Source organism: Shewanella sp. W3-18-1, from assembly GCF_000015185.1.
Lineage (GTDB): Bacteria > Pseudomonadota > Gammaproteobacteria > Enterobacterales > Shewanellaceae > Shewanella > Shewanella putrefaciens.
The window spans coordinates 3,269,167-3,285,026 of record NC_008750.1; the positions used below are offsets into that span (position 1 = coordinate 3,269,167).

Annotated in this window: 7 protein-coding genes; all 7 read right to left on the reverse strand. The window is 45.5% G+C overall.

Annotated elements, in window-relative coordinates:
* Positions 1-75: 75 nt before the first annotated feature.
* Positions 76-3,132, reverse strand: coding sequence for an EAL domain-containing protein (locus SPUTW3181_RS14840; RefSeq protein ID WP_011790123.1), 3,057 nt, complete (start codon positions 3,130-3,132; stop codon positions 76-78).
* Positions 3,133-3,240: 108 nt separating this feature from the next.
* Positions 3,241-4,848 carry a glycogen synthase gene (locus SPUTW3181_RS14845; RefSeq protein WP_011790124.1) on the reverse strand — a complete coding sequence of 536 codons (1,608 nt, stop codon included), beginning with the start codon at positions 4,846-4,848 and terminating at the stop codon, positions 3,241-3,243.
* A 70-nt stretch (positions 4,849-4,918) separates the two neighbouring features.
* Complete coding sequence (gene glgC / locus SPUTW3181_RS14850) at positions 4,919-6,181, reverse strand: glucose-1-phosphate adenylyltransferase (RefSeq protein WP_011790125.1); 1,263 nt, start codon at positions 6,179-6,181, stop codon at positions 4,919-4,921.
* 50 nt (positions 6,182-6,231) lie between these two features.
* Positions 6,232-8,760, reverse strand: a complete 2,529-nt coding sequence (locus tag SPUTW3181_RS14855; RefSeq protein WP_011790126.1) for a glycogen/starch/alpha-glucan phosphorylase — start codon at positions 8,758-8,760, stop codon at positions 6,232-6,234.
* A 2-nt stretch (positions 8,761-8,762) separates the two neighbouring features.
* Positions 8,763-10,970, reverse strand: coding sequence for a glycogen debranching protein GlgX (glgX, locus tag SPUTW3181_RS14860; RefSeq protein WP_011790127.1), 2,208 nt, complete (start codon positions 10,968-10,970; stop codon positions 8,763-8,765).
* Positions 10,967-13,204 (reverse strand): 1,4-alpha-glucan branching protein GlgB, encoded by a 2,238-nt coding sequence (gene glgB / locus SPUTW3181_RS14865; protein ID WP_011790128.1) that lies wholly within the window; start codon positions 13,202-13,204, stop codon positions 10,967-10,969. Before glgB ends, glgX begins: the two co-directional genes overlap by 4 nt.
* 64 nt (positions 13,205-13,268) lie before the next feature.
* Entirely contained in the window at positions 13,269-15,506 is a 2,238-nt protein-coding gene (gene malQ, locus SPUTW3181_RS14870) for a 4-alpha-glucanotransferase (protein WP_011790129.1), read from the reverse strand.
* Between the last annotated feature and the right edge of the window lie 354 nt (positions 15,507-15,860).

Here is a 15,860-nt window from a genome sequence, read left to right on the forward strand (position 1 = left end):
TCAATGTGCCCAATGCGGGGCGCGGAGTCTACCAAAATTCTCGGCGGTTTTATAGGCAATTTTCGAGTTAACGCCTTACGCTGGCGCCAACTCAGAAGATAGATTTTTAGGTGTGGCTAAATACTTTTGTGCAAAATCAATCGCGGCAATGGGTTTAGAAAATAAATAGCCTTGGCCATAATCACACCCCGCAGAGAGTAGCACTTGGCGCTGAGCCTCGGTTTCAACCCCTTCGGCAATGACTTTCATCCCCAATTTATGGGCCATGACAATAATGGCCTCACACAGTATCTGATCATTGGTGTCTGTATCTATATGCCGAGTAAAGGATTGATCAATCTTAAGGTAATCAATATCAAACTTTTTTAAATAAGCGAGCGATGAGTAACCTGTGCCAAAATCATCTAACGAGACTTGAACCCCTGCATCACGGTAAGCCAGCAGTTTTTCAGTGACCCCCATACTCGCATCCAACAATAAACCTTCAGTAATTTCGACACAGACCCCTGCCCCAGTAATATTTAAATCCTGAAGTAGCTCCAACCAGTTGTGTAATAATGCACCTTCATCGCGAAATTGGATGGGTGATTTATTCACACTGATTTGAATATCAACACCTAATTCATCACGCCATGCTGCACTTTGCCGTGCAGCTTGCTCAAATACCCAGTTACCAATTTCAACGATCAAACCCGTGTCTTCGGCAACGGAAATAAATTCACCGGGCGATACACTACCGCGTTCAGCATGGGTCCAACGGATTAATGCCTCCGCTTTAGCCACCTCTCCCGTTGTGAGCGAAACAATTGGTTGATAATGGAGTTCAAATTCCTTATTGCTCACCGCTTGACGTAAATCCTGAATAAGTCGCATCCGGTATTTAGCATATTCCTGCATCGACGGCGTGAAATAGTTAAATCGATTACGTCCTTGATCCTTCGCGGCATACATGGCTTGGTCCGCATGTTTAAGCAAACCTTCAATACTTGTAGCATCATCTGGATAGAGCGTAATACCGATACTTGCAGTGATATAAGCCGTTTCCTCCCCCAGAAGATAAGGCTCAGCAATGCGTCTGAGAATATGCTCAGCCACTCGTTCAATGCCCTTATGATCCGCCATAGCACTGAGTACAACAGTGAACTCATCCCCCCCAAGACGGGCCACGACATCAGCGTCACGCACACAGGATTTTAAACGGCTAGCAGTTTCAATCAGCAGTAGATCCCCCATTTCATGCCCTAGGGTATCGTTCACTTCTTTAAAGTAATCTAAGTCTAGAAATAATAATGCAAAATGATCTTGATTTCGGTCTGCGTTTTTAATCTCTGCCCCGAGGTATTCCAGTAACATTCGGCGATTAGGTAAGCCCGTTAATGTATCGTAGTTTGCCTGTTTCCATATCAAATGTTCGTTTTGCTTTTTATCGGTAATATCAGAAAATAAGGCGACTCGGCGATAGGGCATACCCTCTTTATCTTTGATGGTATTGATGGTTAACCAAATAACATATTCTTCGCCATTTTTACGCCGCTGTAGCATCTCACCTTGCCACTGGCCTTTTTGATTAATGGCATTATTCATCTTGTCATAAAAATCGCGGCCATTAATATCGCAATACAAGAGACGAATATGCTGACCACAGACCTCTTTAGCCTTGTAGCCTGTGATATCACTAAAAGCGGCATTCACTGTGATGATTACGCCCTTTTCATCAAGCACACTCATGGCCTCGGAACTATTGTCATACACCAGAGCTGAGAGCTTTAATGATTCTTCAATCAGTTTAGCCTCAGTGATATCAGTGTAAGTTCCACACATCCTCAGTGCATTGTTGTTGGCATCTCGACTCACAACTTTACCGGTATCAAGGATCCAACGAACCTGACGATTGAGCGTATTTAAGCGGTATTCCATCTTATGCTGTGGCGTTTCTCCGCGGATATGCGCCTCTATGGAATGCAGCACTTTAGGCCTATCTTCGGCAACAATCGCATCCATCCATTGGCGGCTATTAGCATTAAGCATATCAATATCACAGCCCAGAATATCAGCACTACGGGCGTTGCGTTCGATACGGTCATTGCGAATATCCCAATCCCATACCCCAAGATCGCTACTGTTTAACACCAGTTCAAGTTGCTCGCGACTGGCAAGCACTTCTCTATCGGCCAAAGTTTGTGCAGTCACATCCAAGTAGCCCGCAATCACTAAGAGCACCCTATTATTGGCGCGTTTACAAGCGACTGTCATATGGGTATAAACGATTGAGCCATCCTTAGCGATAAAGCGTTTATCCATTTCATAATTATCAATTTTACCCGCTAGCATTAGCTCAAATTTAACGATATCAGCTTCAATATCATCAGGGTGAGTGAGCTGCTTCCATGTCATATTTAGCAGTTCATTCTCAGTGTATTTGAGCATCTGACATAAATGTGGATTCACTTTCATCCATTTTTGATCGATACCCGTTATCGCAATACCGATATTGCCAACGGTAAATTGACTACGAAATAGGAAGTCATCCTGAAGGCGAATTTGTTCATCACGCTCAAGCTCAAAGCGTCTGGACAACAAGCGGCTCAACAGCCAAGTGGCAAGGGGATAAACCGTCAGTACAGGCAAACTGAGTTTCGCAAGTAAGGGCAATGCAACAGGCAGCGGTAGTGTAAAAAACCACAACAACATGACGATATGCACTGTATAGGCAAAGCAAAGCATTTCCTTCGCCGAAATATTAGCAAGATAAGACTTACGATATTGGCGCCATATCACTCCAATTAAACCAGATGACACTATCACGGCAACACCAATCCACATGGCATCACCACCGATACTAAGACGGTAAAATCCAGTCAGCGCAACTGCAATTAATGTCGGTAAACCACCAAAGAAAAGACCTGAAATACACAGGAGAACGGAACGGGTGTCAAAGATAATGCCGGGTTGATACATCCAAGGGGTACTCATAATAGTGATACCAATACCACCTATAAGAAACCCAATAATGACACGCCACAGCAGAAAATATTGCCGCTGATGTTTTTTAGGGATCGCGTCATACAAAAAAACTAATGCCAGTAACAATGCCGCATTTTGTACTAACGGAAAAAAAATGCTGTTATCCATGGATAAAGGCGCAACTCCAAAAGTGAGGGAACTGGTAACAGGTTAAAAAGTTCCCCCACTAGTGTAGCAGAATTGCTTACAAATCATGCCCTAATTACAGGAGTGATATCACAAATTGTTATAGAGTTGATCCCGATAAACTTGAGCAACAGAATGCCAGTCAAAACGCTGCGCAATTGCTGCGGCGCGAATAATAGGCCAATCACCACGTTCAAAACTGGCCATGGCCTCGGTAAACCGTTGTAAGAACGCCTCCCCTTGCGCTGTTAAGCTATTGCCATTAAACACAAAACCATCAATACCATCCCGCACAGTATCCTTTAAGCCACCAACGCCATGCACAAGACAGGGCTGGCCTGCTCGCATAGCAAGCATTTGGCTAATACCACAAGGTTCAAAAGAACTTGGCATCACAAATAAATCACCAAATTGGTAAAGGCATTCGGATAAAGCCTCATGGTATCCCTGCAGAAAGAGGAAATTTGTATATTTAGCCGCTAAGGTTTGAAAAAACTCAGCAATACTCGCATCACCACTGCCGAGTAATATAAATAATGCATTAGGTTGGGTTTGTTGTAATGCTTGTAATAACGTCTCCAATACTGATAATCCAGAGGGCAATAAATGGCGTAAAATCAGCACTTTTTGATCCGTTAATCGACCAACAGAGGTGAGCAACAAATCTGGTACTCTCCCTAAACTCGCTTGACGCCAATGGGCTTGAATACGCACAAAGGCCATCATATCCACGGCACTCACTTGCGTTTTATTTCCTTGCCATAACACTAATGCGGCTTCGATAGTGATAAGAAGTTTTTTAAAGTCATCCTCTTGTATGCGAGCCAAAGACTGAGCTATCGCTTTAGCCTGTTTAATATCAGGGTAAGTACAACCGTTTAAGATCCCAAACACTTTTCCCTGTTCGGCTTTTGTCTGTAGATCCTGTTCTAACCCTTCACCGCCAAAAAAGCCCGCTTTAGGATCCGAAGGCAATAAGACCTCTTTAGCATAAGTGGGCGATACAAGATGCACTTTATCACTGAGCACTATGCCAATGCGCATCGGGTTAATGCAATGGGGATAACGAGGATCGACAATTGCTTGCTTTTGCTCGGGTTGAAGTGATGCAAAAAGCTCGGGAAACCACGCAGCTAAGGAGGAGGAATCATGGCTAAGTGGTCGAGTACCTTGCAGGGCAAGATTATGAATAGAGTACACGCAGGCTATCGATTTAAGGGCGCTAAACTCAGGTACAAAAGCACGAAGCATTGCCAAAAAACCCGCATGCCAATCATGTAAATGCAACACAGTCGGCATAGGAATCCTTGAGGTAACCAAGGCTTGTGCCACGCAGACAGATAAAAATGCAAACTTAGTTGCATCGTCCGCAAAGGGCCGCTCAGCACTACCTTGGCTATAGATTTTACCCGGCGTAGACAACCAAAGCCCATCTTCAAGCAAGTAAATATTTGCACCTTCAACTTTAGGATGGGGTATCACAAACAAACAGACTTTTTCAGTTCGCCCCCCAAAAGAGACCTCAAACTCACCTAAGTCCTGCGCCTTGCTTGATTGAGAGGCCAAAAAACCATAACTTGGCATAATCACATCAGTGCAAATATCAACCTCGGCTAAGGCTTCGGGTAAATCACGGATAACATCCGCCATTCCCCCCACTTTAGCGCCCTCAAGGGCGCCGTTTTCCGCTGCCACCATTAATATGCGTTTCACTTAAATAGACACTCCCACTCGTTAACAATGCCATCTAATGATTTAAATTGAGTATCTACTCATAACCCACTGGTAATCCCAACATATCGCGGGTCACTAAAGTGACGCCTTTTTCCGAGACCCTAAATCCCTTCGCTCTATCGTGGTCATGGTTGTAACCTATTACCGTTCCCTCGGGGATAATACAACCTCGGTCAATGATGGCGTTTTTGATCTTACAATGGCGCAGCACAACCACATCGGGCAATACGACCGAATCTTCCACTACGGAATAAGAACAGACGCGCACTTCATTAAAAAGCACGCTCCTACGCACTGTTGCCCCTGAAATAATACAGCCGCTAGAAACAATAGAGTCTAGCGCCATGCCACGCCTATCATCGTCATCAAAAACAAATTTGGCTGGGGGCAATTGCTCTTGAAATGTCCAAATGGGCCACTTAGCATCATATAAATTCAAGGCTGGCGTAGGCGATAGTAATTCCATATTGGCTTGCCAAAACGAGTCTAATGTTCCCACATCCCGCCAATAGGCCTGTTCATTCGGGAATGGACTCTTAAAGGGATAAGCGAACACATTATGTTTTTCGATGATCGAAGGAATAATATCTTTGCCAAAGTCACGGTCAGAGGTTGCGTTTTGAGAGTCTTTTTTGAGCTGCTCAAATAAAAACTCTGTGTTAAATACATAGTTGCCCATGGATGCTAAACACATTTCTGGGTTATCGGGGGATGGTTTAGGCCGCTGCGGTTTTTCTTCAAAACCTAATATCCGCATATTGTCATCGACCTCTATCACCCCAAAGGCGCCTGCAGCTTCGGCGATGGGCACTTCAAGGCAAGAGACCGTCATATCCGCACCAGATTCAGCATGGGCGGCTAAAATCCCTGCGTAATCCATGCGATAAACATGATCACCGGACAGTACCATTACATATTTAGGCAACTCATGGCGGATAATATCGATATTTTGAAAGACAGCGTCCGCAGTGCCTTGATACCAGTTTTCAGAAAAACGTTGTGATGCGGGTAAAATCTCCACCGATTCCCCGAGCTCTTTCTTAAAATGGCCCCAGCCACGCATCACATGGCGGATTAAGGAATGGGACTTATATTGGGTAACGACCCCCACACGGCGAACCCCCGAATTGATGCAATTTGATAGGGGAAAATCAATAATGCGAAACTTACCACCAAAATAGAGCGCGGGCTTAGCGCGCCAATCGGTCAATTCATGCAAACGCGAGCCCCGCCCGCCAGCCAGAATCAATGCATAGGTTTCACGAGTTAAATTACTGATATAACGTACATTAGACATAGGCTTTACTCCCCATATGGCACATTACTGCCGATAAATTCATTTGATGCTTACAACTTCCAAATCTCATCGCGATAACCGGCAATCGTGACATCACTTGAAAAACGGCCACTGGCGGCACTATTACGAATACTCATTTGCGTCCACAGCTTGGGATCTTTATAAACGCGAGCAACCGCTTCTTGGGCTGTGCGATAACTATCAAAATCCGCCGCCGTCATCCAAGGATCATCTTCACTCTCGATGGACGCGATAATAGGATCGAAAATCCCAGGTTCGAGTAAATTGAAATGGCCGCTTTTCAGCAGCGCCATGACGTCAGATAATGCCGGAGAATTAGCGATAATTTGCTTAGGTTGGTAATGACTGCGCATCTGTACGACTTGCTCGGCATTGAGTCCAAAGAGGAAAAAATTGTCCTCACCGACTTCTTCAAGCATCTCGATATTCGCACCGTCTAAAGTGCCTATAGTCAGGGCGCCATTCATCATAAATTTCATATTGCCCGTACCTGAAGCCTCTTTACCCGCCGTCGAAATTTGCTCAGACAGATCGGTCCCTGGACAAATTTTTTCCATGGCACTGACGTTATAATTGGGTAAAAATGCAAAACGTAAATAGGGGGCAACCACAGGATCAGAATTGACCATATGCGCCACATTACTGGCGAGTTTGATGACAAGTTTTGCCATAAAGTAACCGGGAGCCGCCTTACCACCGATCAAGACGCAGCGCGGTACCATATTGTCGATGCGACCTTGTTGGATCTGATGATAAAGATGGATCACATGTAAGATATTGAGCAGTTGACGTTTATACTCATGGATACGTTTTACCTGCACATCGAACAACATGCTCGGATCAAACTCGACCGCACATTCCTTCAATATCATATTCGCAAGCTGCACCTTATTAGCTTGCTTAACATCGCGCCATTTTTGAATAAAGCTCGCATCTTGGGTTAAGGCATTCAATGCCGTCAATTGACTTAAATCCGTCACCCATTGATGCCCTAAATGGGCCGTCAATAGCTTTGCAAGTGCAGGATTACAATGGGCTAACCATCGTCTAGGGGTAACACCATTAGTACGATTATTAAACTTATGGGGCCACAGGGTATAAAAGTCATTAAAGAGACCTGACTTCAACAGTTGCGTATGCAATCCCGCCACACCATTGACAGAAAAACTCGCCACAATCGCGAGATAAGCCATGCGAACGTGGGGATCTGGACCATCTTGAATTATCGACATACTCGCCAATTTTTCACTGTCCCCCGGCCAATGGTGGGCAACAATATCTAAATAACGAGCATTGATTTCATAAATAATTTCCAAAATGCGCGGCAACATTAATGCCATCATTCGCACAGGCCATCGCTCTAATGCCTCGGGTAACAAAGTGTGGTTTGTATACGCCATAGTGTGTGTCGTAATAGACCAAGCAGCCTCCCACTCAAATCCATAGTCATCCACCAGCAAACGCATTAACTCTGGGACGGCAATGCTTGGATGGGTATCGTTCAACTGGATCACGTTTTTGGCCGCAAAATCACTAAAGTCATTACCATGGTGATGAACCCAGCGCTTAAGCAAATCCTGCAAACTGGCGGAGGATAAAAAGTATTGCTGACGTAATCGCAGTTCTTTGCCGTTTTCGCTTGCGTCATTGGGATAGAGCACCATAGTGATCTGTTCTGCCAAGTTTTTACGGGCCACGGCCTCGGTATAATCACCTTGATTAAATTCAGCTAAATCAAAGTCATCGGTCGCTTCGGCCTTCCATAACCTCAGGGTATTAACGCGACCATTACGGTAACCCGGCACGGGCATATCATAGGCAACGGCAAGTACATCTTGGGTGTCGACCCAAATCATATGCCTGCGTCCTTGCTTATCAACATAGGATTCGGTGTGACCAAAAAAAGGCACGATAACATTGTGGTTGGGTACTCGCACCTCCCACGGGTTACCCTCACGTAGCCAGCGATCTGGGCGCTCAACCTGATACCCATCAACAATTTTTTGGGCAAACATGCCATATTCATAACGAATGCCGTAACCCGTTACGGACAAGTCCATGCTGGCACAACTATCAAGAAAACATGCGGCAAGTCGACCTAAGCCACCATTACCTAAACCTGCGTCATGCTCGGCTTCTTCCAACTCCTCAAGTGTGACAGCATACTTGCTAAGCGCATCTCTGCTTTCATCTTGTAAATCAAGGCTTAATAACGCATTCCCTAACGCCCTACCCATTAAAAATTCCAGTGATAAATAAACCACTTGCTTACGCTCAAAACGACTGTCATTCAATCTGGTTTGGCGCCAGTTATCGAGCATTTGCTCCTTAACACTAATCGCTAGTGCTTGAAACAACTCACAACTCACGCCTTGACCACGGCTTAAGCCATAACGGACGTGGCGTTCAAAGGAGGCCGGCAGTGCATCGCAGGGCTCACAGGGCACTGCAGTGGATTTAGTTTTCCCTCCCGATGCCTTAGTCGTCATCGCCTTTGTGGCACGCTTTGGCGCTTTGGCTTCGCTGATGTTTTGGCTCAATTCACTGTTATTACTCATAGTTAATTCCTTATAAAATCAGCATAAAACAGCATAAGACTGCGATCTTCTAGCAGGTATCTCATCGATGAGTTCTGAGCATCCAGCGGCTCAGCTTGAAGCGGGGATGGCATCTCTAATTGGGTATGGATAAGACATTGCCACGGACTTAAATGGGCGAGTGTGGGCGGTGTAAAGACCAAGGGATTATCATCGGCATTGACCATTAATAGCAGTGCTTGCTGGATCTCAACGCCATCACGACAGCCCTGTAAATCACCGGACAAAACAACACAGAGGCTACGGCACATGGATTCACTCCACAGACTCTTAGTCATTTGTTCACCTTGACGGCTAAACCAATCTAAACGGGCACCGGATGCTTCTAAAGGTTTAGCGAGTAACTGCTCATGGATAAAGCGTTTAGCACACAAGAGGGGGAAGCGTTTACGCAGGGCAATTAACTTTTGAGTAAAACTTAACAGTGCTTTATCCATCCCGGCCACCGACCAATCGAACCAATTGAGCGTATTGTCTTGGCAGTAGGCGTTATTGTTCCCTAACTGGGTGCGGCCAATTTCGTCACCACTAAGCAACATAGGTACACCTTGGGATAAAAATAAGGTCGTCAAAAGATTGCGTTGCTGACGGCTGCGAAGCGCTAAGATGTGCGGATCTGAGGTAGGCCCCTCAACGCCATAGTGATAACTGAAGTTTTCTTGGTGACCATCCCGATTATCTTCCCCATTAGCAAGGTTGTGTCTCTGGGTATAACTCACTAAATCTTTTAGGGTAAATCCATCATGGCTGGTTAAAAAGTTAATGCTGGCAGCTGGCGGACGCCCACTGTGTTCAAAGAAATCCCCCGAGCCATGAAAACGCCGCGCAAATTCAGGCAACATACCATGATCGCCGCGCCAAAAGCGTCGCATCGTATCCCGATATCTGTCATTCCATTCACTAAAAGCCACGGGGAAATTGCCTAACTGATAACCGCCGGGACCAATATCCCAAGGTTCAGCAATCAGCTTCACATGGCACAAGATAGGATCCTGCAGCAGTGCATCGAAAAAGCCTGAACCGGGGTCAAAGCCATAGGCTTCTCGCCCAAGGCAGGCGGCTAAATCGAATCTAAAACCATCTACTCCCATGACTTCGACCCAGTAACGCAGAGAGTCGAGCACTAACTGCAACATACGTGGATGATTGATATTTAACGTGTTGCCACATCCAGTATCATTGATATAAAAGCGTTTATCATTTGGGTGCAAACGGTAATAGCTAAGGTTATCGATACCACGAAAACTAAAAGTGGGACCGAGTCGACTGCCTTCTGCACTGTGGTTATAGACCACATCCAGGATGACTTCTATGCCTGCGCCATGCAGTGCATCCACCATAACGCGAAACTCGCCTATATCATCGGAAGATAAGTAACTGGTCTCAGGTGCAAAAAAGCCAATGCTGTTATAGCCCCAATAGTTAGTTAACTGTTTTTCAAGCAAAAAGGGTTCGGTAAAAAAGGATTGCACAGGAAGCAGTTCAACGCAGGTCACTCCAAGTTCAACTAAGTAATCAATAGCTGGCTGGGAGGCCAAACCGGCAAAAGTACCCCGCTGCTTTTCATCTATTGTTGGATGCGATGCCGTAAATCCCTTAAGGTGCATCTCATAGATAATGCTTTGCTCTAACGGTTTAGGCTTAAAGTCGCGCGCAAGCGGCTGGATTTCAGCCGTTGCCATCAAGGACCGAATATCCACCACTTTACATTTAGGCACATAGGCTGCGTTGTCTAAGGTGCTGAATGATAAATCTTCATGGATATTATTTAACTCATAACCATAGTTAGCATCATGGTGTTGATATAAGCCAACTAATTGGCGAGCATAGGGATCTTGCAGCAGTTTATAGGGATTAAATCTGTGCCCAAGCTGCGGCTCATAAAGACCATAAACGCGATAACCATAGAGTTGCCCCGCCTTTAAACCATGTACATAGCAATGCCATATCTGCTGGGTTTGCTCACTAAAGGCAATACGATAAATTTCACTGTCACCTTTATCGTCAAATAAGCACAGTTCAACCCCTGTTGCATTAGCGGAAAATAAGGCGAAATTAACGCCATGATCATCGACGGTCGCCCCTAATGGAAAAGGTTTTCCTGCCGCAAGTTCAAATGGCAAATGAATGCTCGTCGCAGGCAAAGGTGTGACTATTTGCCTTGCCGTCATCTTCTTTTAGCCTCAACCTGATTGGCTACCGGGCCAAGGACTAAACAGCTAAGGGGTGGTACCGTAATAAGTGCACTCGACTCCATCCCCTGCCATGATTGGTTTTGGGCAACCACAAGACCAGCATTACCTTGGTTGCTACCACCATAAAGATAGCTATCGCTATTGAGGTACTCACAAAAATCCCCCGCTTGGGGTAAACCGATGCGAAATCCATGGTGAACACTGGGTGTCATATTGATGACAAAGACGAGGGGTGCATCCCCCGCAAGGCCATAGCGCACAAAGGTAAAAATACTGGCACTGCCATTATCGCAGTCGAGCCAACGAAAGCCTGCGGGTTGGTAGTCAAGCACTGATAACGCAGACATGCCTTGGTATAACTGATTCAGATCCTTAAGCCAGCGTTGCACCCCTTGGTGTGGTTCAAACGCTAATAAATGCCAATCCAAGCTGTGGTTATGATCCCACTCATCCCGCTGAGCAAATTCACTGCCCATGAACAGCAACTTCTTACCGGGATGCCCCCACATAAAACCGTAATAAGCGCGCAAAGTAGCAAATTTTTGCCAATCGTCACCGGGAATTTTATGCAATAGTGAGCCCTTGCCATGGACCACCTCATCATGGCTCACCGACAACATAAATTGCTCGGTATAGGCATACATTAAACTGAAGGTCAGTTGATGATGATGGTATTGACGATAAATGGGATCACGGCTTAAGTAACTTAAGCTGTCATTCATCCACCCCATATTCCATTTAAAGCCAAAGCCCAAACCATGATGATCTGTCGGTTTTGTGACGCCCGCAAAGGCGGTGGACTCTTCGGCTATCATGCAAATACCGGGAAAGGCTTGATACAAGCGTTGATTCAGCATTTGCAGAAAACTGATGGCTTCGAGGTTTTCTCGACCACCATAGGCATTCGGTAGCCATTGACCCGGCTCACGGCTATAATCAAGGTACAACATCGACGATACCGCATCGATCCTCAAACCATCAAAATGAAACTCACGTAGCCAATAGCATGCATTGCTCAGTAAAAAGCTACGCACTTCGCCACGCCCATAGTTGTAAATTAACGTGTCCCAGTCAGGATGCGTGCCCTTGCGCGGATCTTCATGTTCATACAAACAAGTACCATCAAAACGCACTAGGCCGTGGGGATCCTTAGGGAAATGTGCCGCAACCCAATCGAGAACCACACCGATATCCGCCTGATGGCAGGCATCCACAAATGCCTTAAGGCCGTTAGCATCACCAAATCTATGGGTAGGGGCATATAGACCTACTGGCTGATATCCCCATGAGCCATCGAAGGGATATTCACTGATGGGCATTAATTCAATATGGGTGAAACTTTGGGCTTTGACATAGGGAATAAGTTGTTCAATTAGATCTTGATAATCAAGATATTGCTCACCATTATCGCCCTTACGTCGCCATGAACCTAAGTGGACTTCATAAATCGCCATGGGGGCTTTATGCCACGCCGTTACTGCTCGCTTGTTCATCCATAATGTATCTTTCCAACTGTGTTTGGATTTTTTAGGAACAATAGACGCATTATGCGGCGCACACTCCATTTGAGTCGCCATTGGATCCGATTTTGCGTGGCGTTCTCCATTTGGGTGGACCAAATCAAATTTGTAGTGCGCACCTTCCGCCACGTTGGGCAGAAAAATCTCCCACAAACCATTGGCCATATGTTGGCGCATCACATGCCGAGTATCATCCCAGTGGTTAAAATCACCGACCACAGAAACCCGTTTAGCATTAGGCGCCCATACACAAAAATGTACTCCTTCAATACCTTCAACATCGCGCCAGTTCGCTCCTAAAAATTCGTATGCTCGCTCTGCACTCCCTTCACCAAACAGATATAAATCATCGGCATTGAGTAAAGGACCAAACTGATAGGGATCGACAATTTCTATTTGGCTAAGCGGATATTGTATTCGCAACAAGTACAGAAATGGCTTAACTCGCCGCCCCATAGTACCTGCAAACAAGCCCGCATCATTGACCTTCTCAAGACCCGCTACCCTACGACCATCTTTAATGCTAATCACATCAACCTTGAGCGCATTGCGTAAAAAACACCTAACAATTAACGATTTTCCATCTTCAGAAGTGTGCATGCCTAAGAGTGAAAATACGTCCGTATATTGACCGTTGAGCAGCGCCACATCGGCACCGTTATAGAAGTAAGCATTGGCTTGAGTCATCATTTTGCTTCCGTTTATCAATCAATGGTTCAATCAGGCAGTCTGTCGGTTTTGCTGCATTACATTGTTAGTGAGGCAACTGCCTAGCAGCGGCGATATGCTGTAGCCGCTGCAGGAGCTCTGGCATCTTTGCCGCCTGCTCAATCCCTTGGGGTAAATGCCTTTGCCAATTAGGGTATTCGAGCCAAGTCCCCGGAATATTGACCGCATAGCTATCGGCTAACAAATCGCACCATTGCACGCTGTAAAGCGCACTGTTACCCGAGGCCCCCAAGGTCATCCATGCTGTTAATAAGCTTGGTATGTCTATCTCCTGAACACTTGTTTCACCTAATAGGCCTTGGTGCACTAAAAGAGAAAGTAATTGCTGTTTTTCATGCGCTCGTTCAGCTAAGGCACTGGCTAATTGATCGTCGGTTTCAAACAGAGATAATTGCCGCCTCAGGTGCAAATCACTGCCACTCCACCAAGCGACTAAAGTGGGCACATCGTGATTGGCAAGCATCATTAAACTTTGGGGTTTGTACTGACTGGGAGCTTTAAAACCCTGATGGTCGCGGCAAAAATAAAACAACTCATTCCCGTAAATACCTGCGTTATAAAGTCGATGAATAATATCAGGAGGCACTAGCCCTAAATCTTCCCCAATCACGACACAACGGGCTCGTTGGCTTTCAAGGCAAACAATGGCAAACAAGGTTTCAACGGGGTAATAAACATAGGCACCCTTACCTAAATTTTTATCCAGCGGCCACCACCATAAACGCAGCAATCCCATCACATGATCAATTCGCAGTGCGCCGCAATGTTCCATGTTGGCGCGCATAAGCGCGATAAAATGCCGAAAATTATCTTGTTTGAGTTTGATAGGATCTAATGGCGTTAGTCCCCAATTTTGCCCTTGTGGTGCAAAGGGATCAGGCGGTGCACCTATGCTCACATTCAAACAAAATTGCGCCACATTGGCTTGAACTTCTACGCCATGAAGTGCGGCGCCAACGGCAAGATCGCGAATGAGGCCAATCCCCATTCCCGCTTCTTTCGCTTTTAATTGGCAAAGTGCTAACTGACTTTGTGCGACAAATTGTAAGTACAGATAAAATCCTGCGTCCTGCACAATTGCCCTTGGACTTCTAAGACATTCCGCTTCGGCAAATTCCAGCAGTGCAGCGCCCTGCTCAGCCACAAAGTCATGGAAATGTTTTGCTCTGGGGGTTTGTAGTGCTAAATGCTTTTCACAGAATAGGCAATATAAACGAGCAAAAGCTCGGTATTTCAGATCGCTTATTTTAGGGTAATTAAGCCAATTATCTTGATGTAGTGCATGAATCGCCTCTTGCCAGCTCGATGAAGCAAACTCTGTGGCGAGTAACTCGTACTCGGGTACGCTTTGCATATGAATATAGAGAGGATTGAGTCTACGGCGATCGCAAGGACTGTATGGGCTTGAGTGTTCAGGTGCGGCAATATCAAGGGCATGCAATGGGTTAAGTTGAATAAAATCAGCGCCCTGTGTTGCAATTAAAGTGATAAGTGCTTCAAGATCACCAAAGTCACCTATTCCCCATTGGGTTTCACTACGTAAACTGTAAAGTTGAATACTCACGCCCCATGGTTTATGGCGTTTTCCTTGGATAGCAGTACTTAGCACGCCTTGATATGCCGTACGTGGCGCCACCATTAGCGTGCCATGGAATACCTGAGCCTCTAAAAGATCATGACTGACAAGCGCCGTTGGCGGTAATACAAAAGTAATTGTATGGTAACCTAAACCCAATACTGGGAAATGATTGAGTCCTTCATCGGCCATGTCTGTTTGAGTGTAAAGTGTGTTGTTTTTGACACCATACTCAATGAGATCAAGTCGATATTGTATATACTGACGTTCTCCTTGAGCCTCTGGGATCCGATAATCTCCAATCACTTTCAGTGTAGAAAATGGCACATTTAATAGGATCGACTCGCCATCCTCACAATGGATAGTGATATTGATATCAGTTTTGTAACTATATGGAAGATAAAGGCTTATCCAAGGTTCATCGACAAAACACCATTGAAACTCAGGCAACACTTGGGTCCAAGGAAGCGCATCAAGCTCATAAATTTGTTGTGCGATTGACTCATCACTCAATAACGCCTGCGCAGCAGATGCGAACTGGGGATCGCCATCAGTAGAGGCATTATCCAGCAACATGCACGTTAGAATGCCTTGTCTATCGGTTTCAGAAATGCGGATATACTGGCCAAAGCAATCCGTAAACTCTGCTCCAACCCCTCGCAAATACAGCAACTTCTCCAGCCCCATATTTGTCGCCTCCGCGACTGCTCATCCATAGCTTTAGATACGCAGTAACCATGCCAGCATAAAGTAACAACATGACGACAGATTTATTGCAGCCATATGACAGGAAAGATAATTGATAAATCAGTCAGTTGGTCATTTATTCTGCTTAAAAACACAAAATCCACTGACGTTGAAGTAGATGTTAAATACTTTAAGTGCACTAAATTGAAGCGCTAAATGATTAAAAAAGGTGCAATGCGCCGAAAATGCGCGTGGATATAAATGAGGGGTAAAAACCTAGATATTGCGAGAGCGCATCCTAATCCACCTTCGATAGAAAAACCGAATCACCAACCGATAAAAACCTGCAACACT